The 22,562-nt window shown below is 69.6% G+C and carries 15 protein-coding genes; 8 read left to right on the plus strand and 7 right to left on the minus strand.

What is annotated here, in order from left to right; genetic code table 11:
• Positions 1–19: 19 nt before the first annotated feature.
• Positions 20–415 (minus strand): GFA family protein, encoded by a 396-nt coding sequence (locus WME73_RS46110; RefSeq protein WP_437748118.1) that lies wholly within the window; start codon positions 413–415, stop codon positions 20–22.
• Positions 416–818: 403 nt separating this feature from the next.
• Between WME73_RS46110 and WME73_RS46115 the strand changes: the two genes are divergently transcribed.
• Complete coding sequence (locus WME73_RS46115) at positions 819–3,989, plus strand: hypothetical protein (protein WP_437913707.1); 3,171 nt, start codon at positions 819–821, stop codon at positions 3,987–3,989.
• 121 nt (positions 3,990–4,110) lie between these two features.
• Positions 4,111–4,638: an RDD family protein gene (locus WME73_RS46120; protein ID WP_437742639.1), complete on the plus strand. Its 528-nt coding sequence runs from the start codon at positions 4,111–4,113 to the stop codon at positions 4,636–4,638.
• Positions 4,639–4,709: 71 nt separating this feature from the next.
• Here WME73_RS46120 and WME73_RS46125 read toward each other — a convergent pair whose 3' ends face one another.
• The 4 genes from WME73_RS46125 to WME73_RS46140 all read right to left on the minus strand — a co-directional run bounded on the left by WME73_RS46125 (position 4,710) and on the right by WME73_RS46140 (position 8,400).
• Positions 4,710–5,579, minus strand: coding sequence for a phosphodiester glycosidase family protein (locus WME73_RS46125; protein ID WP_437913708.1), 870 nt, complete (start codon positions 5,577–5,579; stop codon positions 4,710–4,712).
• Positions 5,580–5,610: 31 nt separating this feature from the next.
• Positions 5,611–6,174 carry a deaminase gene (locus WME73_RS46130; protein ID WP_437742641.1) on the minus strand — a complete coding sequence of 188 codons (564 nt, stop codon included), beginning with the start codon at positions 6,172–6,174 and terminating at the stop codon, positions 5,611–5,613.
• 94 nt (positions 6,175–6,268) lie between these two features.
• Positions 6,269–8,002, minus strand: coding sequence for a CotH kinase family protein (locus WME73_RS46135; RefSeq protein WP_437913709.1), 1,734 nt, complete (start codon positions 8,000–8,002; stop codon positions 6,269–6,271).
• A gap of 11 nt (positions 8,003–8,013) precedes the next feature.
• The gene (locus WME73_RS46140; RefSeq protein ID WP_437913710.1) at positions 8,014–8,400 is read right to left on the minus strand and encodes a hypothetical protein; all 387 of its coding nucleotides are present in this window, start codon (positions 8,398–8,400) and stop codon (positions 8,014–8,016) included.
• Between the two features lie 301 nt (positions 8,401–8,701).
• Here WME73_RS46140 and WME73_RS46145 point away from each other — a divergent pair, with 301 nt between their 5' ends.
• Positions 8,702–9,268: a YaeQ family protein gene (locus WME73_RS46145; protein WP_437913711.1), complete on the plus strand. Its 567-nt coding sequence runs from the start codon at positions 8,702–8,704 to the stop codon at positions 9,266–9,268.
• An 82-nt stretch (positions 9,269–9,350) separates the two neighbouring features.
• On the opposite strand, the gene WME73_RS46150 is transcribed toward WME73_RS46145, so the two are convergent.
• Positions 9,351–10,652, minus strand: a complete 1,302-nt coding sequence (locus tag WME73_RS46150; protein ID WP_437913712.1) for an L-fuconate dehydratase — start codon at positions 10,650–10,652, stop codon at positions 9,351–9,353.
• 561 nt (positions 10,653–11,213) lie between these two features.
• On the opposite strand from WME73_RS46150, the gene WME73_RS46155 reads away from it, so the two are divergent.
• The 3 genes from WME73_RS46155 to sigJ all read left to right on the plus strand — a co-directional run bounded on the left by WME73_RS46155 (position 11,214) and on the right by sigJ (position 17,291).
• On the plus strand, positions 11,214–14,993 hold the full coding sequence (locus WME73_RS46155) for a S8 family serine peptidase (protein WP_437913713.1): 3,780 nt from the start codon (positions 11,214–11,216) through the stop codon (positions 14,991–14,993).
• Between the two features lie 388 nt (positions 14,994–15,381).
• Positions 15,382–16,404, plus strand: coding sequence for an NAD(P)H-dependent oxidoreductase (locus WME73_RS46160; RefSeq protein WP_437913714.1), 1,023 nt, complete (start codon positions 15,382–15,384; stop codon positions 16,402–16,404).
• Between the two features lie 5 nt (positions 16,405–16,409).
• Positions 16,410–17,291 (plus strand): RNA polymerase sigma factor SigJ, encoded by an 882-nt coding sequence (sigJ, locus tag WME73_RS46165; RefSeq protein ID WP_437913715.1) that lies wholly within the window; start codon positions 16,410–16,412, stop codon positions 17,289–17,291.
• 230 nt (positions 17,292–17,521) lie between these two features.
• On the opposite strand, the gene WME73_RS46170 is transcribed toward sigJ, so the two are convergent.
• The gene (locus tag WME73_RS46170; RefSeq protein WP_437913716.1) at positions 17,522–20,464 is read right to left on the minus strand and encodes an SBBP repeat-containing protein; all 2,943 of its coding nucleotides are present in this window, start codon (positions 20,462–20,464) and stop codon (positions 17,522–17,524) included.
• 616 nt (positions 20,465–21,080) lie between these two features.
• Here WME73_RS46170 and WME73_RS46175 point away from each other — a divergent pair.
• Positions 21,081–21,665, plus strand: a complete 585-nt coding sequence (locus WME73_RS46175; RefSeq protein ID WP_437913717.1) for a TetR/AcrR family transcriptional regulator — start codon at positions 21,081–21,083, stop codon at positions 21,663–21,665.
• A gap of 103 nt (positions 21,666–21,768) precedes the next feature.
• Positions 21,769–22,521, plus strand: a complete 753-nt coding sequence (locus WME73_RS46180) for an SDR family oxidoreductase (protein ID WP_437854636.1) — start codon at positions 21,769–21,771, stop codon at positions 22,519–22,521.
• Positions 22,522–22,562 lie beyond the last annotated feature (41 nt).

Consider the following 22,562-nt stretch of genomic DNA (forward strand, 5'->3'; position numbering starts at 1 on the left):
TTAGGAGGCGCGGTGAGCCTCATGCCATGTGCTCGATGCCAGCGGGCATGTTGACCCAGGAGTGCATGCGCTCCTCGTAGACCGAGAACGTCGGGGCTGGAAACTCAGGATCGGCGAATGCACCAACGGGTATTGCCACGGACTCTGGATGGCCTTCGAGGGTGTAGTAGACGGTGGCACCGCAGCGAGGACAGAATCTGAAAATGCTTCTTGTGCCTTCGTCTCCGACGCGAACGTACTCGACGCTCTCGCCGACGATGGTGACTGCTTCGCTTGAGAAGCGAGCCTGAGCACCGAAGACGCTGCCGGTACGGCGCTGGCACGCTAGACAGTGGCACACCGAAACGCGAACAGGTTCGCGAGCAGTTCTCGCTTGTAGTTGGCCGCAGCTGCAGGATGCTATTCGAGGTGTCATGGGCAGTGAAGTGGTTTCCATTGCGCCGCCTTCTTCGCGAAATCGCCCCGGAGCTCATTGTCCTTCATCATCGTCTCCAGCGCCCGCCGGGCCGCATCGTTCAGCGAATTTACCACGAGATCGCCGTAGACCCTGGCCCGATCGTCCCTGAGCCTGGCGACCGCGGCAGCACCGCCGCCGCGATGGTCGTTCCCTGCTCGCCCTCGCCGTGCGCCATGGCCGAGAGCGCGCCCAGTTCGGGCCGGCGTGCCGCCTCGGATTTCGGCGGCGAGCGCCGTGCGGCTCTTTTGAAGAGAGTACGCGACTGCCCCGGGCTACGCCGCCCGCCCCTGCTGGCATCAGCGGGAGCCGCGACGCCCCACACGTGGTCGTCGTCGGCGTCGCGTTCGTCTAGACTCGGCGCATGCTGGAACCGCTGTCGGAGGTCCGTCGACTCGGAAGCCTGAGCTTCGTGAGGCGGGGGCGGGCGCTTGCCCTGCTCGCCCGCGGCTGGGATCAGGCCACGGCCGATTCAGTCATGGCTGCGCTGGATGGGGGCGACGGCGACGAGCGGCGGCTGGCGCTGGACCTGGCGACCTATCGCCGGGACGTGGCGCGCATCGAGAGGGCGCTACGCGACCCCATGATGCGTCGGGCCGCGCTTTCCTCGGCGCGCCGGGTGCCGGTGTCGGACGAAGCGTTGCTCCAGGTGCTGCGCGAGGGGAATCGCCGCGAGTGCCGCGGGGTGGTCCTGATCATGCAAAGGCGCCGTCTCGTCGCCCAGGCGACGGCGGTCATTCCCCTGGTCATCGCAAGGCATGGTGTGGGGCTCGCGACACGCCTCTTCGCGACATGCGATCTCGACACGCTGGAACATCACGCGGCCGAGCACGAGGCCGCGTGGCGCGAGCTTTTGGCGCGCGCGCCGGAGCGGGGCCTTCGGGTGGCGCTGGCGACGAGGCGCAAGATCACGGCGGACGAGGGCACGCTGTTCTGCACCCGATATCCCAGGGAGGCCGTGGCGCTGCTCGTGCGGCGGGATGCCTTGCATGCGAGGGCGATCCACGCCCTGGCGATGGCTTGCCCGGCCGAGCTGCTCGAGGTCCTGCGCCGGAACGACTGGACTGTCTCTCTCGCAAGCGGTCCGCTTCCCTCCGGATCGCCGCCGATCTCGACGCTGCCGGCCGAGGATGTGCTGGAGCTCCGGAACCGGTGCAAGCCCCTCGACGCCTCCGCCGATCCGCTCTTCCGCTTCCTGCCCCTGACCGAGCGCGAACGTCTTCTTGGCGCCGAGCTGGAACAGGCCGCGGCGGCGGCATGGTCGCCCCGTCCTGGCATGGAGGCGCGGCTGGCCACGATGCCACCGGCGAGCGTCACGCGGCTCACGGCGGCGGCCCTGATTCCTCCCGTCGATCCGGACACCCGGCGCAAGCGGCTTCGGGCCATCGAGAAGCACCTCGACCTTGCCCAGCTGCGATCCGAGCACGAGGCGCTGGGCGCCGCCAGGGACCGGGGCGAGCGCGCGGCGCGGATGGTTGCGCTGGTGCGTTCGCTCCGCCGCGGCGCCGACCCGGCGACCTGCGCGTCCGTCCTCGCCGAGGTGGAGCCCGCATGGCATGGCTCGAGCCGCCATCTGGTCATGGCCGAGCTGGCCCAGCTGTCCGATCGCCAGGTCTCGGAGATCCCCGTGCAGACGTACAGGGACGCCCTGCTCACCACAGTCCAGTCGCGCGATTCGAACGCAACCACCCTGGCCCAGGCCGAGCGGGCCGTGCACAAGGCCATCGGCGAAGCGATCCTCCGGGACAGCATCACGCGCGCGGCGCAGCTGCTCGGGCTCCTGGTTCAAATTCGCCTGGATCCCCGGGTGCGCTGGCGCGCCGACAAGGCGCCGGCGCCAGGCCAGAAGCCGTCCATGGAGGAGTATCTGCCGAGCCCGCTGCGCATCGCCGAAGGTCTCGCCGCCCAGCTCCACGCGGCCTACGAGGGCGTGCGCCTCGACGGCACCACACCCATGCTGGGACCGGTGGCGGTCGGTCGCTACGAGCCCGAGGCGGAGCGGCTCATCCTGGACCTGCTCCTCGGAAGAACACCGAAGACGCCGCGGCCTCCGCGCAAGCCCGTCACGTGCGGCGGGCCGCTGGACGAGGTGATGGGGTACGTCCCGGAGATCAGCTTGAAGGAGACTGCCCTGGTCGACGAGCTGCTGGATCGGGACGACACGACCGATCCCCACAAGACCGATCTGGTGGCGGTGATCTCACGATCGGCCCCCGGGCGGTGGACGCCCTCCCAGCGCAGGCGCTTCACGCAGCATCTCCTGCGGGTGGCGCGGGACGCCAGCCTCGATCTCTCGAGGCGCGTCAAGGCCATCGGCCGCGTCGAGGACGCGCCGCTGCTGCTCGAGCTGCTGCCGGGAGCGGCCGGGCCGGTCGCCGCCGCGATCCTGGCGCGGTGCGCCCGGATCGCGCCGCCGACCGCCGAGCTCCGGCGGCTGTTCCTGGAGCGCGCGCGAAGATCCGGCGTGGTGGGTCGCGCGGCGATGAGCGCCCTCAACGTGCTGTCCGAACGCATGCCCCGTCCGTTCGATCTGGCGCCGTACCGTGAGCTGCTGCTGTCGAAGGACTGCGCGGTGGTCAACCGCAAGAACGCCGCCGGCAGGGTCTCAGCCGCCGCGACCGTGGAGGCTCGCGACCTCCTGATGGAGGCGTGGCGGTCCGAGGACCTGCACCCCAGCATCCGGCCGGACATCCTGGCGGGGTTGCTGCGCTTCGTCGACCAGGCCGACGTCCGACAGGTGCTGATCGACGGCATCACGACGGTGCCGGATATGTGGCCGCTGCTCAACCCCGGGTCGAGGCTCGTGTTCCCAAACGAGTCGCAGGCGCGACCCGCGGTGGCGCGCGGCTTCGTGGCCCTGGCCGAGGCGCTGGTCGAATGCGGCGACGAGCGAATCGCTTCCACGGCAGCAGGCGTCTGCATTGCCCAGCATGACCTGTGCTCGGAGGGGCTCGGTCTGGCTACCAGGCTCCTCGCCGAGGCGCGCACCTCCGGCCGCGTCCTGGTCCAGACTGTCGACTCATTGAGCCGCCTTCCCGACGACGCCGGATTACCCCACTGGCAGGCGGCGCTGGCCCGGCTCGTCGCCGCAGCGAGCGGCAGTCGGACCTGGGCCGCGGCCCGACTGGCACGGCTCGCGCCCAGGCCACGGGCGTTCCGGATCGCGCTCGGCCTGGCCCAGAAGGCTGCCGGCCTGCGCCTCATCGCCGCCGCCTCACTGAAGGAGATCCTCGACGTCGATCTCGTCGAGGTCAGGTTCGCCGCGGAGCTATGGTCGGAGTACCTGGCCCTTGTGGACGAACAGCCTGCGCGCCGGAGCCCCTCCACCGGCAAGCTGAAGGACTCCGGGCTCGCCGCCTCCCTGATCGATTGGCTCATCCAGCATGGCGGCCTTTCGGCCGCGCTGTCGGCCGCCGAGCTGTCGCTGCAGGTCGAGAAGCAACTCCGAGACAGCCCCGCATGGCGCGCTCGGCTCGACGCCATCCGCGCGATGCACGCTGACGCCGCCGAGCGCTTGCTGCTGGCGGACACCTAGCTTCGATTCGCGCGGCCGGCGTCGGCGAGGTCTGCGGGATGGGGGTTGCGTTTCATTACCAGTGACGGACGCAACCCCGGTAGCCAATTGACGCGCGGCTGCGGTCGGCGTTGCATGAGCCATGGCTCAATCCGCTCCCAACCCGTATCAACCGCCGACCGCGCTCGAGCCGAAGACTGACTCGGAGCGAGCCTACGATGGCAGCGCGTCGCGCATGTCGCGCTTCTGGGCGGCGATGATCGACGCGGTTCTGGCCCTCATCATCTTCGTCCCGCTGCAGTATTGGGGCGGTGTCTATCGCGACTTTCCGAAGGTCTCCGCGCTGCCGTTTCTGCAGTCGTTGCTGTGGGCGCTGGCGGGGTTCGCGCTCACCCTGGTGCTTCACGGCACGTTCCTCGCCCGCAGCGCGCAGACGATCGGCAAGAAGACGATGAACATACAGATCGTCAACGCCAGCGACGGCAAGCCCGCGGCCTTCGGCACGATCGTCTTGCGACGGCTCCTGCCAGAGGCGGCAGTGGCTCAGATACCGTACGTGGGCACCTTCCTCGTCCTCGTCGACGTGCTGTTCATCTTTCGCAAGGATCGGCGCTGCGTGCATGATCACATCGCGGGCACCCGCGTCGTGAAGCTGGACCGAAGCGAGTAGGCCCGAGCGGCATACGAGCGAGCGGCGGGCGCGCAGCCGCCACGAGCCGCGCTCCTCCTGCGATTCCCCTGTCAGGGATCCAGCCACACCGCGATCGCGTGCCGGATCGGCCCTCGCGGCGTCATCTCGCGCGCGCCGCCGTCCTCGCGCCACGCCACGCCGGTCGAGGGTCCGCCGTCCAGGTTGAGGGCCTGCTCGCATCCGCGCGCCACCAGCATGTCGGCGAGCAGCCCCAGCGTGGGCCCGCTCTGCGCCATGTCCCCGCGCGCGACGATGGCCTCCATGCGCCGCCCCCTGTCGAGCACGCACAGCGCGGTCCGCTCCGCCCGCGGGCCGCCGTCGCTGCGCACGTTCCGGCTGCCGGAGAGCACCAGCCGCGGCAGCCCCTGCACCGCGAGGTGAGCGCCCGGCGAAAGGACGAACCCGGCGGCGTCGTGCAGGGCGGCGCGGCCGCCGGAGACCACCAGCACGCCGCCCCCGAGCGAGGGCGCGAGCGGCGCGAGCTCCCGGCCATCGACCACGACGAGCCCCTCGGGTCTCCTCTGTCGATCGAAGAAGCCACCGTTGATGACGAACGACGCGCGGGTGCGTTCGAGCACCCCTGCCACGTCGCGCGACATCTCGACGTCGACGACCTCGAAATGGGCGTTCGCGAGGCGGAACGCGAAGACATGGACGCGGTAGTCCTCTCCCTCGACGGTCATCACCTCGGGCTGGACGGGGGCGCCGGCCGCCGGGCCCTCCGCGGGGGGAAGCGTCGCGGGAGCGGGCGGCGGGGGCTCCGGAGGAGCGGGCGCGCTCGGCGCAGCTGGAGCGATCACGCTCGCCCCCGGGAGAGCGGGCGCGCTCGGCGCGGGGCGCCGCGACGCGAGCGCAGCGGCGCCGAGGAGCGCGAGCCCCGCCATCGACAGAAGCGCCTTCGGGGAAGCGCGGAGCGTCACGACCCTGCTCTGCTCGGTCTCTGTGCGATCTCTACCCCTTCGCGAGCAGCGCCTCGATGCGGGGCTGATCGACGCCGTAGATCTCCGCGAGCCGCGGGACGCGGTCCGATGCCGGCAAGGTCAGCGCGCGCCGCAGCGGCTCGTGAGGATGGTGATCGAGCACCCAACCCCCGAGCTGCCGGCGGATTTCTGCTTCGCATACGCCCTCCACGACCTCGACGCCCCCTCCGCGCAGGATGCGAACGCCTTCGCCGTCGACGCGCGGGTTCGGGTCGTTCATCCCGATCACGACGCGGGCCACGCCGCGCTCGATGATCGATCGCGAGCACGCCGGCGTGCGGCCGTGGAACGAGCAGGGCTCGAGGGTCGAATAGAGCGTCGCTCCGACCACGCTGAGTCCGCGCGCGTGCGCCGCGCGTGCCGCGGCGATCTCCGCGTGATCTTCACCCGGCCCCAGGGTATGCCCGCTGCCGAGGAGCTCCCCGGCGGCGCTCACGATCGCGCAGCCGACCCAAGGGTTGTCGCCCGTTCCTCCGCGCGCCCGCTCGGCCTCCTCGATCGCCAGGCGCATCCATTTCTCAAGGTCGTTGCTCATCCTGATCTCGGTCTTGCCCTCGGGCGGCTGCTCGACGGGGAGTTGTTCGCAACGTCGCGCTACGTCGCGTGGGCCGCGCTCATGAAACGCACGTTCACCACGTCATGAGCTCGTCGCGAATCCAGCTGGCCCGCCTGCGGAGAAAGTCCTTGAGCAGGCTGATCTCGGCGTCGTGGGACCCATTGAGAGGCGGGGAATCCGGCCAGCGCGCGAAGTTCCTCTCCACGGCCGGAGCTCCCGCCTTGCGCACCAGGCCGTCCACCATGGCGTCGAGCTTGTCGGGCGCGAGCTCGCCCTGGAGCAGCGCCAGAAAACGTGCCTTGTATCGCGCCTTGAACGCCGGATCGCGGAACAGCGACCCCCACCAGCCCTCCGTGAAGTAGTCGGTCCCGTCGGAGCCCTCGAGCTTCCACTCCTCCGGCTCGAACGCGCGTTCATCGTAGGGCGTTCCGAGGCTCCGGTCGAAGTCCCACACGGGACCGGCCGAGAGGAGGCCCTGTCGATCTTTGAAGAAGTACGTGCTGATCCGCAGGGCATCGACGTTCTTCGTCAGGGCGTTGATGATGTTGTGGTCGATGAAGGCGTCTTGATCGATGAAGCTCGAATAGTGCTTGCCGCTGCTGGGCTGCTTGAAGTCATCCGCGTCGACGGCCTGACCGAAGTCGTCGATGTAACCGCGAATGTAGTCGAGCTGCGGCCTTCGCGCGGGGGCCAGCATGTCCTCCGGGTCGGGGTACACGAACTGGAGGTCCTGGCCGGCGGCCTTGAATTGATCGTCGCCCTTGTCGATGCGCAAGAGGAAGCCGCCGGTCACGTTCGGCTCCGTGAGATCGTCGGCCGAGAGCTTGGCCACCGGGACACGATCCCGACCGCGCTTGATCTTCTCGATCGCCGTGTAGAACCCGAGGAAGCTCTTCTTCGCCACGTCGGCCCCCGAGTCGACGAGGAACACCTCGACGAAGCTCGTGCGCGGCGCGTACCGGCCGATGCGGTTGCTCATCTCGAAGGCGAGCGCATTGCGGATCAGCGAGCGGTCGAAGCTCACCGGATCGCTGAGCACCCAGTCGGAGTCCGCCGGCATCCCCAGGAACTCCCGGTCGAGATCGGTGTCCAGAGCGTCGTCACGAAATTCGACGGCGTATTGCTTCTTCGGAAACTCGCGGGACGTCGCGCCGCGGACGTGGATGCCGATGCGGCCATCGAAGCTCGCGCGGCCCAGGAGCCTGGTTTGCCCGGCGTTGGGCTCGAGCAGCATGAACGTGGCCGGGACGAACTCGGTTTCGAGCGGGTCGAGCTGCTTCGACTCGAAGGTGTGGATCACGACGATCGGCAACTCCGAGCTGAACTCCGCGCTATCGGCGGCGACCTTGAAATACGCCTCGCTCGCGATCGGCCCGAGGAGGTCGGCCCCGTCGCTGCCCGCCGCCCCGTTGCCCCCCGCTCCCCCGTTGCCCCCCGCCCCGGAAGGCGCGGCGTGAGGGACGACGGCGAGGGCGCGCACCCGCGTGGACGCGGTGAGCACGAGCGGCTCGACGTAGACCGGCGAGCTCGCGGTGGGCAGCGAGCCGTCGGTCGTGAAGTGCACCGCGGCGCGCTCGTCCTCGACCGTGAGCTCCACGGGCTCGGACGCCTGGAAGGTGCCTCCCTTCGGCGTGAACACGACGGCCAGCGACTTCGGGGCCGGCGCAGGCGGTTTCCCGTCATCGCTCGCCCCGCTCGCCCCGCTCGCCTCGCTCGCCTTGCTTGCCTCGCTCGAGCAGCCCCCGAGCGAGGCCAGCACGAACACCCCCGCGATCCGCAGCGCTGCGAGCTTCGACACGTAGAACATTCCCGCACAGTTTACTCGGGTCGCTCGTGATTTCGAACGAGCGCGTGATGGGTCTCGCGTCCTCCTCGAATCGAGCCGAAATCCAGGCCTTTCCCGCGCGTGTCGGATGGTTCGCGATGAGTAGGTAGGATGCCGCGCGGGGCGGGGGCACGGAGGAGCCCCGGAGGGGGCGACGCCACACCGGCGGGCTCGAACAGCCGGACCGCCTCGGCGATCTGCGCGTCGATCCAGGCGTCGTCGCGCACCGGCTTCCCCGCCTCCTCCTCGGTCACAGCGATCGAGAGGGGAAACGCCGGGAGGGGCGCGGGCACGCGCCCCGCCGCGCGGGCCAGGCCCGGGGCGAGCGCGCCGGCGGAGAACAGGCCGGCTGCGGCGATCACGGCGCGGCGGGAGATCATGGACAAGGCCCTGTACCATCACCGGCCGACGATCGCGAAGCCGTGCGAGGGAGACCCGCGCGAAGCACGTGACCGTGAGGCACGTTCCAGATAGGCTCTCCTTCGCTCGCGTGGTACTCGGCTGGAGCACGGTCCTGCGCGATGCGAACAGCGGCGCGCTCCGGAGGTCATCGATGTTGAACACAGGGGTTGTCGTGCTCGATGCCCGCCTGCGGCGAGAGCAACAAGAAGCGGCAGCGGCGCTGCCCGAAGCCGCGTTCGGCGACAGCGGCGCGGCGCATCGAGGCTAGCGGGAGCATCGATGGCACTCCCCTCGTCGCGAATGGACTTCCGCATCGACCTCTCGCACGTCGATCGCGGCCGCGAGGCGAGCGAGCGGGTGATCGTCGCCCGCCACCCGTCGGAGAGCGCCGAGCACGTCATGCTGCGGGTGCTCGCGTATTGCCTCTTTCACGAGGAGGGCCTCGCCTTCGGCCCAGGGCTCGCCGACGCCGAGGGGGCGGACCTCTGGACGCGCGATCCCGCGGGCCGCGTCCTCACCTGGATCGAGTGCGGCGCGGCGCCCTTCGAGAAGCTCAAGAGAGTCGTGCAGCACAACGCGGGCGTGGCCGTTCACGCGCTCTTTTCGGACGCGCGCCGGCGCGACGAGCTCGTGTCCGGCGCGCGTGAGGCCGCCTCGCGCGCGAGCAAGGTCACCGGCGCGATCTCGCTCTCCACCGTCGACCACCGGCTCGTCGCCGCGCTCGCGGAGAACACGGGTTTGCGGCGCCAATGGGCGGTCACGATCGTGGGCGATCACCTCTATATCGAGGCCGACGGCAGCACGCTCGACGGCGAGGTCGTCCGCTCGCGGCTCGAAGAGCCGTGATCGCGTCGAGACAAAGGGCCCGGTCCTAGCCTCCCGAGCGCTCGGCTGCTCTGGCAGGCGCACGGCAGGTCGTCAGCCTGCCTCACCTCGCCCACGCCGCGCCGGTCGGAAACTCGAACCGATCGAGCGACTCGGGCCGCAGGGTGGTGCTGTACCCCGGCGCGGTGGGCGGCATGTACCGGCCAGCCTGGACGACGACCGGATCGACGAAGTGCTCGTGGAGGTGATCCACATGCTCCAGGATGCGATCCTCGAGCGACGCGCTCACGGAGATGTAGTCGAAGAGCGAGATGTGCTGCATGATCTCCGAGAGGCCGACCCCGCCGGTGTGAGGGCAGACCGGGACGCCGAACTTGGCCGCCATGAGCAGCACGGCGAGCACCTCGTTGACGCCGCCCAGCCGGGCGCCGTCCGCCTGGCAGAACCGGATCGCGTCCGCCTGGAACATCTGCTTGAACATGACGCGATTGTGGGTGTGCTCCCCCGTCGCCACGCCGATCGGCGCGATCGCCCTGGCGATCGCGGCGTGGCCGAGGATGTCGTCGGGGCTCGTGGGCTCCTCGATCCACCACGGATCGAACGCGGCGAGGCGCCGCATGCTGGCGATGGCCTGGTCCACGTCCCACACCTGGTTGGCGTCCATCATGAGCCGGCGCTGCGCCCCGATCTCCTCCCGGATGATCTGCGCCCGGCGGACGTCGTCATCGATGCTCGCGCCGACCTTGATCTTGAAATGCGAGAAGCCGCGCGCGAGCGCCTCGCGGCAGAGCTGGCGCAGCTTGTCGTCGGAATAGCCGATCCACCCTGCCGACGTCGTGTAGGCGGGAAAGCCGTGCTGCCGCATCTCGTCTTCCCGCGCCGCGCGGGTAGGCGCGTTCCGGCGAAGGATCTCGAGCGCCTCCTCGGGGCTCAGCACGTCCGTGATGTAGCGGAAGCTGACGCAGCGGACGAGCTCCTCCGGGGTCATGTCCACGAGCAGCTTCCAGAGCGGTTTGCCCGCGGTCTTCGCCCACAGATCCCAGGCGGCGTTGACGACGGCGGCCGTCGCCAGGTGGATGATTCCCTTCTCCGGGCCGACCCAGCGGAGCTGGCTGTCGCCGGTGATCTCGTCCCAGAAAGCGCCCATGTCGGCCGTCATGGCGTCGACGCGCCTGCCCACGAGCAGGGGGCGGAGCGCGTCGATCGCCGCCACGCAGAGCTCGTTTCCACGGCCGATCGTGAAGGTCAGGCCATGCCCCTCGATCCGCTCCGGGCCATCGGTCTCGAGCACGACGTAGGCCGCCGAGTAGTCCGGCCTCGGGTTCATGGCGTCCGAGCCGGCGAGAGAGCGCGAGGTCGGAAAGCGGATGTCGCGGGCGATGACATCGGTGATGCACACGGACATGGGGTCCCCCTTCGTGTGGGCTACGCCGGACAGCGGGCATAGCCTCGTGTGTCAGATGCCGATGGAGCCCAGCCGAGCACGACCCCACACCCCTGATCGACCGACTCGTGCGGCAGGGGCACGCGCGGCGTAAGGCGGATCCGGGCGATCGGCGGAGGCTGCGGCTGGGACGGAGATGCGCCGCGTCATCTACAATCCGAGGCCGAAGCCGGAGACGTGCTTCGTCGAGGCCAGCCGGGGGCCGGAGCGGCGGGCCGGCTCGTGTCCCGTGACTGTCACGTGACATTGTCACGTGACAGCGGGCCGTCGCACCGTGACATCGCGCCACCTCACGCCCGCCCTCGCGAGAGAAGCCGGCCGAAAGACATGGCCGCGCGTGCAGAACCGGCGGGCATGAGCATTGCCATGCCTGCCTGGCGCCCGGTGCACGCCCGACACGCGGGCCGGCGTCCAACGGGCCGGCGACAGGCACGTCATGCAGCGCGCCCCCTGAAGGTCCTCCATCGTGGACCTGCCGACTTCCATCTTGGTTCAATCTTCGGGCATCAGCGAGAGAGTGATATGAAACGTGGACGATGGGTCGTCGCCGCGGCATTGATATGCAGCTGCGATGGCACGAGCGTCGCTCCGGGCGGCGCCCCGAGCGCCGGCGCGGCGCGACCGTCGAACGAGAGCATCCTCGGGTTCGAGGACGCGGGCGCGTGGACGCTCGATGGCGGCGCCGCGCAGGCGAGCGACCAGCGCGCGCACGGCGAGAAGAGCCTCGAGGTGCCCGGCAGCGGGTACCACGAGCTGGTGAGCGCGCCGCTCAGCACCCTCGCGGCGGTCCACTCCACCCTCTCCATCAGCCTGTCGCTCCCGGAGGCGCCGCCCGGCGCGGAGCCGCTGGGGCACGTCCACCTGTTCGTGGAGCTGCCCTCCCAGGGGATCGAGCGCCGGTTCGTCCAGGAGGTCGCGCTCCCCCAGGGAGCGGCGGGTCAGTTCACACGCGTCGATTTCGAGCTGCCTGCCGAGCTGGTGGCGGCGCTCAAGACAGAGTACGACGACCTGCGGCTCACGATCGCGCTGGATCTCCCGCGGGGCGCCACGGGCCCTTGCCGGCTCGACGCCATCCGCCTCGGCGCGACGGACGAGGCCCCGAGGCTCCGCGTCGCCGAGGACTACGCGAGGTCCTCGGCGAAGGGGGACATCGTGGCTCAGGGGACATTCACCCTGCGAGGCCGCGTCGAGGACAACACGCTGGCGCGATCGGTCAGCGTCAGCATCGGCGATGCGCCAGCGCAAGCGTCGGCGCTCACGCCGGCAGGAGAGTTCTCCATCGACCTGCCGCTCCGGAACGACCCGGGTGAGTTCCTGACGCCCAACCGGGTCCACATCGTCGCGACCGACATCGACGGCAACGAGAGCGCTTCTGACATCGTGGTCGTGTCCCTCGCGTCCATGGTGCCGGGCGAGCTCATCGTGAAGTTCAGCTCCGGCACGTCGACGGAGGAGCGCGGGAGGGTCCTCTCCGGTGTACAGGGCGTGCTCGCGCGGCAGATCACTCCGGACATGGGCGTGGTCACCGTGCCGAAGGGGACGGAGAGGGAGGCGCTCTCGGCGCTCCTCGCGGGCGGCGAGCCGGTGCGGCTCGCCCTGCCCAACCTGATCGCCGTGCCGACCTATGTGCCGAACGATCCATTCTATTATACGCAGGACTGGTACATCGAGGCGATGAACGTGGACGCCGCCTGGGATATCCAGCGAGGATCCCACGATGTCGTCGTCGCGGTGGTCGACAGCGGCGTGATTTACTATCAGGCGGCGTACTCCGGCACGGACAATTGCGGCGGCCCGGGCCCTCATCCGCTGGTCGACAACATCTACCTCAACGCGGACGAGTGCTGCGCCGCGCCCCCGTGCAGCAGCGACTGCATGCCACTCACGACGGGCGGGACCTGCCCGCGGTCGGACCTGAACAGCGACGGCTGCCCCGGCGGCTGCGGGGTGGACGATGACGGCGACGGCGCGACGGATCTGCTCGATCCCGACGTCGCGCGCATCTACACGAACGACCTGGACGACGACGGCGACGGCTCGATTGCCGACGAGATCGGCCCCGGCGGCGTCGCCTGCAACGCCCTGCCCCCGGGCGCGCTGCTGGGCGCGCCCGAAGGACAGGACTGCGACGGAGCCGCGCGAGACGATGACGAGAACGGCTATCCGGACGACTGCCGCGGCTTCCAGTTCGCGCGCCCGGGGCAAGACCTCGGCGGCAGCCCGCTCAGGCCGAACGACCCGTCGCCCGTGGACACCGGAAACACGCACGGAGACATCGTGGCGGGGGCTCTCGGCGAGATCGGAGACGACTGCGCCGGTTACACCGGCGTGATGCAGCGGGTCAAGATCATGCCCCTGGGCAACGGGCGCCTGGAGACGCGCATCGTGAACGGCACACCGACGACCGTCGCCGCCCCGACGTACGACGCCATCCTCGAGGCGTACCAGTACGCCGCGCGCAACGGCGCGCACATCGTCAACAGCTCGTTCGGCGGTAGCTTCAACAGCTGGACGGGCATCTCGTACACTCCCGAGGACGCCCTTCGTCACCTGACGGAGGCCGTCTGGGACCTCGGCGTCGCCCACCTCTTGTTCGTGACCGCCGCGGGCAACTGGGGGACCAACCTCGACGCGGTCGATTCGTTTGGGAATCCGCTCGTCGCCGACTTCCCCGCTCATCTCGGGCTGCCCAACAAGATCGTGGTCGCGGCGAGCGACCAGTCCGGCAACCGCTCCGTCTGGACGGGCGGCCAATCGTCCGCCTATGGCGCGAAGACGGTCTCGGTCGCGGCGCCTGGCACGAACACGTTCCTCGGCGCCAACGGCACGTCCCTCGCCACCCCGATGGTCAGCGGCGTTGCCGGGCTGCTCCTGTCCCAGCACAGCGAGCTGCGGGGTGACCCCGTGCGCGTGGTGAAGATGATCGAGCAGACCGCCGCGCCGCTGCCCGCGTTCGCCGGCCTCACCCGCACCGGCGGCATCGTCGACGCGCACGCCGCGCTCACCGCGCCGCTGCCTCCGCAGCCGCTGTTCACCGACGGCACGGTGGGGCGCGTCCCGCTGGGCACGACGACCGCGACCAGCGACATCGACCTGATCGACATCGACAACGACGGTGATCTCGACGTGTTCATCACGCCCTACTCGGTCGCTCTCATGCAGCCGCGCCTGCTCAGGAACGACGGCGGCCACCTCGTGGACGTCACGGCGCTGCAGTTCCCCAGCGTGCTGGTCATTCACACCGATGTGGATTCCGGCGATGTGGACGGCGACGGCGACATGGACATCATCGCGGCAGCTGATTCCGCCACGGGCACGACGGCGTCGAAGCAGGCCGCCCTGTACCTCAACTCCGGCGGCACCTTCACGGTGGCCACGACCGGGCGCCTGCCATCGACCACGATGTCGGATCGCGCGGTCGAGCTCTGCGACGTGGACGCCGACGGCGATCTCGACGCGTTCTTCGGGAACGTTTCGCCGGGCAACTCGACGCTGCTCATCAACGGGGGCAACGGCGTGTTCACCGACCAGAGCAGCTTCTGGTTCGGCACCACGACGCAGAACATCACGGTGGAGAAGGCGCTGTGCGTCGAGATCGCGGACGTCAACGCTTCCGCGTGCGCTGGCCGCCCTGCTGCCCTGTGTGGGATCTGCTCGGATCCCAAGCGATCGGTCGCCGGGCTCGTGGCGAGCGGCGCGGTGACGCCGGCCCAGCAGGCGGATTGCCTCGCGATCCGTCAAGCCATCTACCCCGAGCTCATCCTGGCCGGCACCACGACGATGTTCTTGCGCAACACCCAGGGAGGCCCGTTCGTCAACGCCAGCGGTCGTCTGGGCGCTAGTTTGCCGCTGACGACGTTCGGGTCGGTCGACGTCGAGGCTGCGGACCTCGACACCGATGGGGACCTGGATCTGGTGTTCGCCCCCGCAAGCGGAGCTCAGATTGTCCTGCTCTCGAACAACGGGACCGGGTACTTCGCCAACGTGACGGCGAGCCGGATCAGCGCGCACGCCTACGACGCCGACGCTCGCGAGGTCGAGCTCGGCGACTTCGACATGGACGGCGACGTGGACATCGTCATGCTGCGGGGCAACATCCCCTCGATGTTATCGCGCAAGCACTCGCTGTACACGAACGCCGGCGGCTACTTCGCCCAGATCGACGCCCCCTGGCTCACCCAGACCCTCCTCTTGACGGCCGACGGGGACGTCGGCGACATGGATGGCGACGGGGACCTGGATCTCATGCTGGGGAATTATAGCCAGGCGAATCAGCTCCTGCTCAACACGACGGTGCCCTGAGCGAGAGGCTGTCAGGGATCTGGACGCGCGATCCCGCGGGCCGTGTCCTCACCTGGATCGAGCGCGGCGCGGCGCCGTCCTCTCGTGACGCCCAAACCCCACGAACCGGCGCGGCCGGCGCGTGAGCGGCTCCGTCATCCCCTCGCCGTAGCGATCGGACGGCCGGAGCGTGCATCCACCGGGCTCCCCGGCCGCACCAGACGCAGGCCCGCCCGCCGCGGCCTCGCCGTCCGGCGGCGGCAGCGGCTCGACGTGACATCGGCCGCTGGCCCCCTTCGGCAGTCCATCGCCGCAGCGCTCGGGCGTGGGCGCCTGCGTCCGGGCTGCGCCGGCGGTCACATTCCGGGGGGCTGCCTTGTCCTGGGAGCGGACCCCACCCGGAGAGGACATGAAGAGACTGCTCAGAATCGATGCAAGCGCCCGTACGCAAGGGTCAATCTCGCGGAGCGTGGCGGACTATTTCCAGGTACGCTGGACAGAATCGAATCCGGGCGGCCGCGTCATCGTTCGCGACCTCGCCCGGTATCCGGTGCCGCACCTCGACGCCGTGACCATCGCTGCATTTCTCGCGCCCCCGCCGCCTTCCGGGGGGCCGCCGCCCGAGGGCCTCGTGCTGTCCGACGCCTTGATCGATGAGCTGAGCTCGGCCGATCACTTGCTGATCAGCAGCCCGCTGTACAACCTCACGCTGCCATCGACCCTCAAGGCCTACTTCGATCACGTCATCCGCAATGACCGTACGTTTGCACAGGTAGAAGGGCGCTACGTGGGCCTTCTTACAAGCAAGTCGGCGTCCATCGTGACGGCGCGCGGCGGCGTCGCCTCGCCCGCCGCCGAGGACGAGCTTCAGACCCGCACGCTGCGGGCGATACTGGCCTTCATCGGCGTCACGAAGGTCGACGTGATCTCGCTGGATGGGATGAGCGGAGACGAGGCCTCTCGGTCGCGTCGCGTCGCGTGCGCGCGGGCCGAGATCGACCATCTCTTCGCCTCTCCTGGAGAGCCGGTGTGGCTCGGGCCGCTCACCGAGGAAGATCGCCGGGAGATCGGCGGGCTGCGGGCTGCGCAGGCCGCTGCCATCCAGCGGGGCGACGCGGAGGCCTACGCGGCGCTTTGCACCGACGACATCCAGCTCCTGATCCCGGGGCACGATGTCGTCTCCGGCCGCGAGCGGTTCCTCGCGTGCGAAGCGGAGCTCTTCCGGAGCGCGAGCTTCGCGTCGTTCAGGAAGATGCCGGAGCGGATCGAGCGGAGCGGCGACCTGGCCGTCGAGGTGGGCCGGCAAGAGGTGGCCATGCGGCGCGGCGGGGCCGCTGGCGTCTTCGCCGCGCGGCAGAAATACACGCATGTTTTCCGGCGGACGGCGCAGGGCTGGCGCTTCGCCGTGCTGATGTCCAACGCCATCGAGTAACCGTCATGGATCACCGAACGCGTCTTTTCGAGAGCCACCGCCCCCTCCTCGAGGGGCTCGCTTACCGGATGCTGGGCACGCGCGCCGACGCTCTCGACATCGTGCAGGAGACGTTCCTGAAGTGGAGCCAGACAGACATCGACCAGATCCGCGACGCGCGCGCGTGGCTCGTCACGGTGTGCAGCCGCATCGCGTTGAACACGCTGCAATCGGCGCGTTCCCGGAGAGAGACGTACGTGGGCACATGGCTGCCGGAGCCGTTGATGGAAGGTGCGCGGAGCCCTGACGAGGAGCCGCAGATCGACGAGACGGTCTCGGTGGCGTTGATGCACGCCCTCGAGAGGTTGACGCCGAAGGAGCGCGCCGCGTTCCTGCTGCACGACGTGTTCGGCTACAGCTTCGACGAGATCTCCACCCTGCTCGGCAAAGAGAGCGCGGCGTGCCGGAAGCTCGCCTCCCGCGCCCGCGCGCGGGTCCGCGACGCGCGGCCGAAGTTCGCGGCGTCGTCCACCGAGCACCAGCGCCTCCTGACCGCGTTCCTGAACGCCGCCCGCGCCGGCCGGATCGACGAGCTCCGCAGCCTGCTCGCGGAGGGCGTGGAGCTCCACGCGGACGGGGGCGGCAAGGCCGAGACGGTGACCCATGTGCTCCGCGGCGCGGACGCGGTGAGCACCTTCTTCGCCCGCGTCTGGAGCGCCACGGCGCACCCCGATGGCCGCTACCGCTTCGTGCTGCGGTGGTTCAACGGCTCCCCGGGGCTCCTGGTCCACGACGAAGATCGGCTGATCGCCGCCGTGAGCGTGAGCGTCGACGAGGGCGTGATTCGAGGGATCTATGCCCACCGCAACCCGGAGAAGCTCGCAGCCTTCCTCGCGGAGGCTGGCTGAGCGGCGCGGGCCCGGCGAGGGAGGGGCTGAAGAGCAGCGGCTGACCGAGAGGAGAGGATGCGTGCGGGGGGCCGTGCTCATGAAACACACCTTCGGGTTCGATGCTTTGCGATGCCCGAGGTGCGAACGGAGGATGCGCGCGCTCTCCACGATCACGGACCCAGAGGCGGTGCGCCGCATCCTCGTTCATCTCAACCCCCCTCACTATTTCACGGCGATTTCGGCGAACGTCAGCGCCCCTGGACCTCGAAGTTGGTCACGCCCCAGCCCTCATCGAAGAGGCCGGTCAGCCCAGTCGCGGACAGGTCGAGCGCGAGGTCGGGCGCGGAGTGCGGGAAGACCAGCTTCATGCGGTACACGGAATCGCCGTACGGATAGGCGAGGGTGTTCACCTCGAGCGCTCCCGCCCCGGCCAGGCTCCCGTCCAGCGGATAGCTCTGGGAGCTCATGGTGTTGGAGAAGGACTCGCTGAGCAGCTCGACGCCGTCCGCGGAGGCGGCCCAGACGCTGGGGCCAAAGGGGCCATCGCCATCCCAGGCGTTGATGAGGTAGAGGTCGAAGCTGACGGTCAGCTCGGTGTGGGGGGCGAGATCGTTGAGCGTCAGGTGCGCCGTCTCGTTGCCGAACTGCCCCAGGAAGGTGCGGTCTCCGAGCGGGGTGACGCTGGTGACGATGGACGCCCACTCCTGGCCGATGGATCCGGTGAATTGGTTGAAGTAGACGCTGCGGGGGCTGTTGATGACCGGCCCGCCCTGCCCGTGGCTCGCGAGATCCGTGGCGACCTCCTGGGCCGAGTCCGCGAAGCTCAGGTCGCCGGTGAGGCCCACGTCGAGGATGCACGTCTGCTTGACGGCCTCGTCGGCGATGCCGGCGCAGGCCTGCTCGCCCGCGGCCCTCTGCGCGGGGGTCAGGTTGTTGAGCCACGCTGGCTGCACGGGAACGGCCGGATCGCCGCACGGCGTGCCCTGCTGGATGAGCGCGACGTCGCCCTGGGCGGCGCCCACACGCCAGACGTCCGCGTAGCTGTTCGTGTCCTGGTACATCTCGAAGAACGTCAGCGCGCTGCTCAGCACGCTGCCGTCCCGGGCCATCATGAACTCGTTGGTGGGGTCGTTATCGGCGGTCCCGAAGAGGCCGACCATGTTGCCCACGCTGGCCGGCGGGACGAGGAAGAGCATGTCCAGGTACAAGCCGAGGGCATAGCTCCTTGGATGCACCGCCAGCCGCTCTCCCGTCGGCCAGGCCAGCACGGTCCTGCCGCTCGCGGACTGGTAGACGCTCCCGCCGCCGGCGAGCGCGAGCGCGCCGCTCGACGGCACCGTCGCCTGTTGCCCGTTCAAGTAGAGCGCGCCGTTCGCGTGGAACTCCACGAGATCACCCGCGATGCGCGCGCCCACGGCCCGGCCGGTCGAGACGCCCGGCGACACGGGGCACTGCCGGATCTGGATCTCCAGATCGGGAGTGGCCGTGCTGGTCGCCATGACGAAATCGCCCTCCCCCTGGAAGTCGAAGGCGACATTATCGAAGCTGACGTAATGGGGGTCTCCCCAGCACACGGCGGGCTTGCAGGACGAATCAGCGGTGTCCACCCGGCACCCCTTCATGACCTTGACGAGGAGGGCGTCGCTACCACCGCCGCCGAAGGAGTGACCGCAGAACGGCGCGTCCGTCCTGCCCGTCAGGAAGACGTTGCCCCTCGGATCGACGGCGACGCCTTGTCCCGCCTCCGTCGCGTTCGTGCCGATGTACTCGGTGCGCAGGTGTGCCCCCGCCGTGCTGTACTCGCGCAGGTACATGTCCGCGCTCCCGAGGGACGCGTCGGAGTCGAGGTCGCGGGGGGTCTGGCCGGTCAACACGACAGATCCACCGATGACGGCCACCGACGTAGCGGAGACGTTCTCGCTCGCCGTTGTCTGCCGGATCCATTGCGTCGTGAGGCTCGCGTCCAGCTTGGCGAGGAAGGCGTCATACGCCGTCGAAGAGGCATAAGGGGGGAAGTTCCCGTTCGTCGTGCCGGAGACGTAGACGACGGTTTGACCCGACTCCACCGCAGTGGTCAGGCTGAACGCCTGGTCCTGGAGGTTCGTGCCGAGGAGAGCCACCCCGCCCAGAGCACCGCTGTCGCTGTAGCGGGCGACGAAGGCGTCAGCGCTGCCGCCCGCGTACGGTTGGCCTGCCAGCGCGCCGGTGGTGTAACCGGCGACGTAGACCTGCCCATCGGCTCCGACGGACACGCTGCGCGCGATGGTCGTCCTGTTGTTCACTCCGAGCTGCCTGGTCCAGACAGGATCGCCGCTCGCCGAATACTTCGCCACGAACAGCGACGTCGTGCCGCTCGTCGGCGGCGGGTTTACCCCGGCGAGATTCCCGCCTGTGGAGCCCACCACGTAGACGCTGCCGTCAGGCGCGTGGGCCACAGACCACGCTTGATCCACCACAGCCGTACCGAACTGGCGCCGCCACGCCTCGGTGCCGTTTGCGTTCAGCTTGACGAGGAAGGCGTCCGACGATCCCTTGTGCTGGCCGGCTTCGATCGCGCCGCTCGTGTGGCCGACCACGTAGAGCGACTCGTTGCCGCTCGTGGGGCACTGGGCCGAGGAGACGGCGACGCTCGTCGCCTGGTCGCTCGCCGACGTGCCGACCTGCGCGCCCCACAACAGGTTCCCGTCCTGCCCGACCTTGCGGATGAAGGCGTCACTCGCGCCGCTGTTCACCTCGCCCGAGATGGCCCCGGTGGTGGACCCGACCTGGTAGACGGCGTCGCAGGACGCGGCGACCGCGTTCCCGAGGTCCGCGCCGGTCGTGGGAGTCTCGTCATGCCACGTGAACCCCTCGAAGCTGGGGCAGGTCACGTTTTGCAAGGGGAGCGAGAGGCCCTTCGGGCTCTCCCTCCCCGTGGGGTCGAACGGGAGGGTGGACAGGGGGGAGTCGTCCTCCTTGGGCCTCAGCTCCTCCTCGGTCGCGCTGGTATCGTCGTTCAGCTCCCCGGCGGGGGCGAGATCATCCCCCTCCGCTCCGGAGCCGTCGTCCCCGGAGGAGATCGGCGCAGCCTGGTCGGGCTGGGGGCCTCTCGTCGAGCCCACCGGCAGAGGATCGCCGGTCGAGCCGCTGCAAGCGGCGACGCCCGCTGCCAGGATGCACACGGAGAGCGTCTCACAATGAAATCGTTTCATGATTGAACCTCGCAGTGAATGATGCGAACTCGAAATGGCCCTGAGGCTGGGAGAAACCGATGTTTCATTCTCTTTGCTGGTGGCCCCCGTACTACCCAGCCTGTGTGAGGTCGCGCGCCCGGCCTTGACGCCGCCGGTCCTCGACGAGCGCGCGTTCCTCGCCGCCGAAAGCTCAGAGCTTCCGGATAGCCCCTCATCGCGCTCCGATTCTCGCGGGGGTCGCGCGGGGTGCGGGCGTCATGAGCAACGAGCGTGCCTGACCTTTCAAGCTTCAGATCTGCGCCACCTAGCCGCAGGCCGAGCTCCTCGGCTGAGCCCGTACCGCGCGCAGGTGAGCGCCGCTCCAGGGACGGGATTGTTCCGCCTCCGTGCAGGGGGCAACTGCGGCAGCGTGCTCGTCACCCAGGGACGCAGCGCTTCATCCAGGGACGCGGGCTCTATCGCGGCCCCCATCCCCAGCTGGACGCCCATGGGGCGCCCTCGGCTGGTGCGCTGCCGCCCCGCGGTCGAGCACACGGCGCTCCCGGCGCCCCGATGGCCAGAGCCGCAGGAAAGCAGGCCCGGTGCCCTGCTCTTTTTTCTGGACTCAATAGTCCAGAACGATCATGCTCTCTCCGTGGCCCGTCCCAAGGAGTTCGATCGCGACGAGGTGCTCCGGCGCGCCATCCCGGTCTTCTGGGAGAAGGGCTTCGCCGGCACCTCGACCGAAGATCTCGTCCGTGCCATGGGGATCGGCCGACAGAGCCTCTACGACACGTTCGGCGACAAGCGACGCCTGTTCCTTGAGGCGCTCCGCGCCTACAACGCCGACAGCATCGCCTCGGTGATCAAGGAGCTCCGGGCCGGACCGAGCGCGCTCGCGGCGCTCGAGCGTGTCCTCGTCGACCTCGCCGAGGAGCACGGCGCGGCGCGCTCCCTCGGCTGCATGGGCGTGAACGCCGTCTGCGAGCTCGCCCGCGAGGACGACGAGGTGCGCGCGCTCACCGCGACCAGCGCCGCGCTGCTGGAGACCGTGCTCAAGGACGTCATCGACGACGGCAAGGCGAAGGGCGACATCGGCCGCGCGGTCGACAGCCGCGCGGCCGCTCGCTTCCTCGCGACCACGCTCAGCGGGATGAAGGTGCAGGCCAAGGCCGGCGCATCGACCGAAGCCCTCCGCGACGTCGCGGCCTTCGCGGTCCAGAGCCTGCGCCCGCGCTGATCGCGCGGCGGCCGCTCCGGGCCCCGCCCTCGCCGCGCGCTATTTTTGACTGATCGTTCAAGTAAACCGAAGCACAACAGCCAACGACACAAAGGAGCTCAACATGAACAACGACATCGGGCCGCTCGCGGGGAAGAAGGCGATCGTCATCGGCGGATCGCGCGGCATCGGCGCGGCCATCGTGAAGCGCCTTGCGCGGGAGGGCGCGGCGGTCGCCTTCACCTACGTGAGCAGGCCGGACCGGGCGCGAGAGCTCGTCGCGGCCGTCGAATCCGGGGGTGGGCGCGCCATCGCCCTTCAGGCCGACAGCGCCGATGCGAGCGCGCTCGAGCGCGCGATCGCCGAGGGCGCGAGGGCGCTCGGCGGGCTCGACGTCCTCGTGAACAACGCCGGCATCCTGATCTTCGGCAACGTGGAGGAATACAGTCTCGAGGACTTCGACAGGATGCTCGCCGTCAACGTGCGCGGCGTGTTCGTCGCCGCCAAGGCCGCGGCGAACCACCTCTCGCGCGGCGGGAAGATCCTCGTCATCGGCAGCAACATCGCCGAGCGCGCGATGCTCGCCGGCTCGGCCGTGTACGGGATGACGAAGGCCGCGGTCGCCCGGCTGGTGCGCGGGCTGGCGCTGGATCTGGCCCCGCGCGGGATCTCGGTCATCAACGTCCAGCCTGGCCCGACGACGACCGACATGATGCCGGCCGACGGCCCGCACGTCGACTGGGTGCGCAACATGAGCCCCGAGAAGCGCATCGCCGACCCCGACGAGATCGCGCGGTTCGTCACGTACCTGGCCCGGCCCGAGTCGACCTACATCAACGGCGTGAGCCTGACGATCGACGGCGCCTTCTCGGCGTGAGCTGCCAGAGCGCTGCTCGCAGAAACCCCCCTCACTTGCTC

The sequence above is a fragment of the Sorangium sp. So ce302 genome, assembly GCF_051530145.1.
GTDB classification, from domain to species: domain Bacteria; phylum Myxococcota_A; class Polyangia; order Polyangiales; family Polyangiaceae; genus Sorangium; species Sorangium cellulosum_B.

Excerpts from the sequence above, each read along its gene's own strand:
- WME73_RS46160 (WP_437913714.1), top strand. The coding sequence starts at position 15,382 with ATGAAGAGACTGCTCAGAATCGATGCAAGCGCCCGTACGCAAGGGTCA.
- WME73_RS46130 (WP_437742641.1), bottom strand. The coding sequence starts at position 6,174 with ATGAGCAACGACCTTGAGAAATGGATGCGCCTGGCGATCGAGGAGGCC.
- WME73_RS46120 (WP_437742639.1), top strand. The coding sequence starts at position 4,111 with ATGGCTCAATCCGCTCCCAACCCGTATCAACCGCCGACCGCGCTCGAG.
- WME73_RS46135 (WP_437913709.1), bottom strand. The coding sequence starts at position 8,002 with ATGTTCTACGTGTCGAAGCTCGCAGCGCTGCGGATCGCGGGGGTGTTC.
- WME73_RS46145 (WP_437913711.1), top strand. The coding sequence starts at position 8,702 with ATGGCACTCCCCTCGTCGCGAATGGACTTCCGCATCGACCTCTCGCAC.
- WME73_RS46150 (WP_437913712.1), bottom strand. The coding sequence starts at position 10,652 with ATGTCCGTGTGCATCACCGATGTCATCGCCCGCGACATCCGCTTTCCG.
- WME73_RS46110 (WP_437748118.1), bottom strand. The coding sequence starts at position 415 with ATGACACCTCGAATAGCATCCTGCAGCTGCGGCCAACTACAAGCGAGA.
- sigJ (WP_437913715.1), top strand. The coding sequence starts at position 16,410 with ATGGATCACCGAACGCGTCTTTTCGAGAGCCACCGCCCCCTCCTCGAG.
- WME73_RS46180 (WP_437854636.1), top strand. The coding sequence starts at position 21,769 with ATGAACAACGACATCGGGCCGCTCGCGGGGAAGAAGGCGATCGTCATC.
- WME73_RS46115 (WP_437913707.1), top strand. The coding sequence starts at position 819 with ATGCTGGAACCGCTGTCGGAGGTCCGTCGACTCGGAAGCCTGAGCTTC.
- WME73_RS46155 (WP_437913713.1), top strand. The coding sequence starts at position 11,214 with ATGAAACGTGGACGATGGGTCGTCGCCGCGGCATTGATATGCAGCTGC.
- WME73_RS46140 (WP_437913710.1), bottom strand. The coding sequence starts at position 8,400 with ATGATCTCCCGCCGCGCCGTGATCGCCGCAGCCGGCCTGTTCTCCGCC.
- WME73_RS46170 (WP_437913716.1), bottom strand. The coding sequence starts at position 20,464 with ATGAAACGATTTCATTGTGAGACGCTCTCCGTGTGCATCCTGGCAGCG.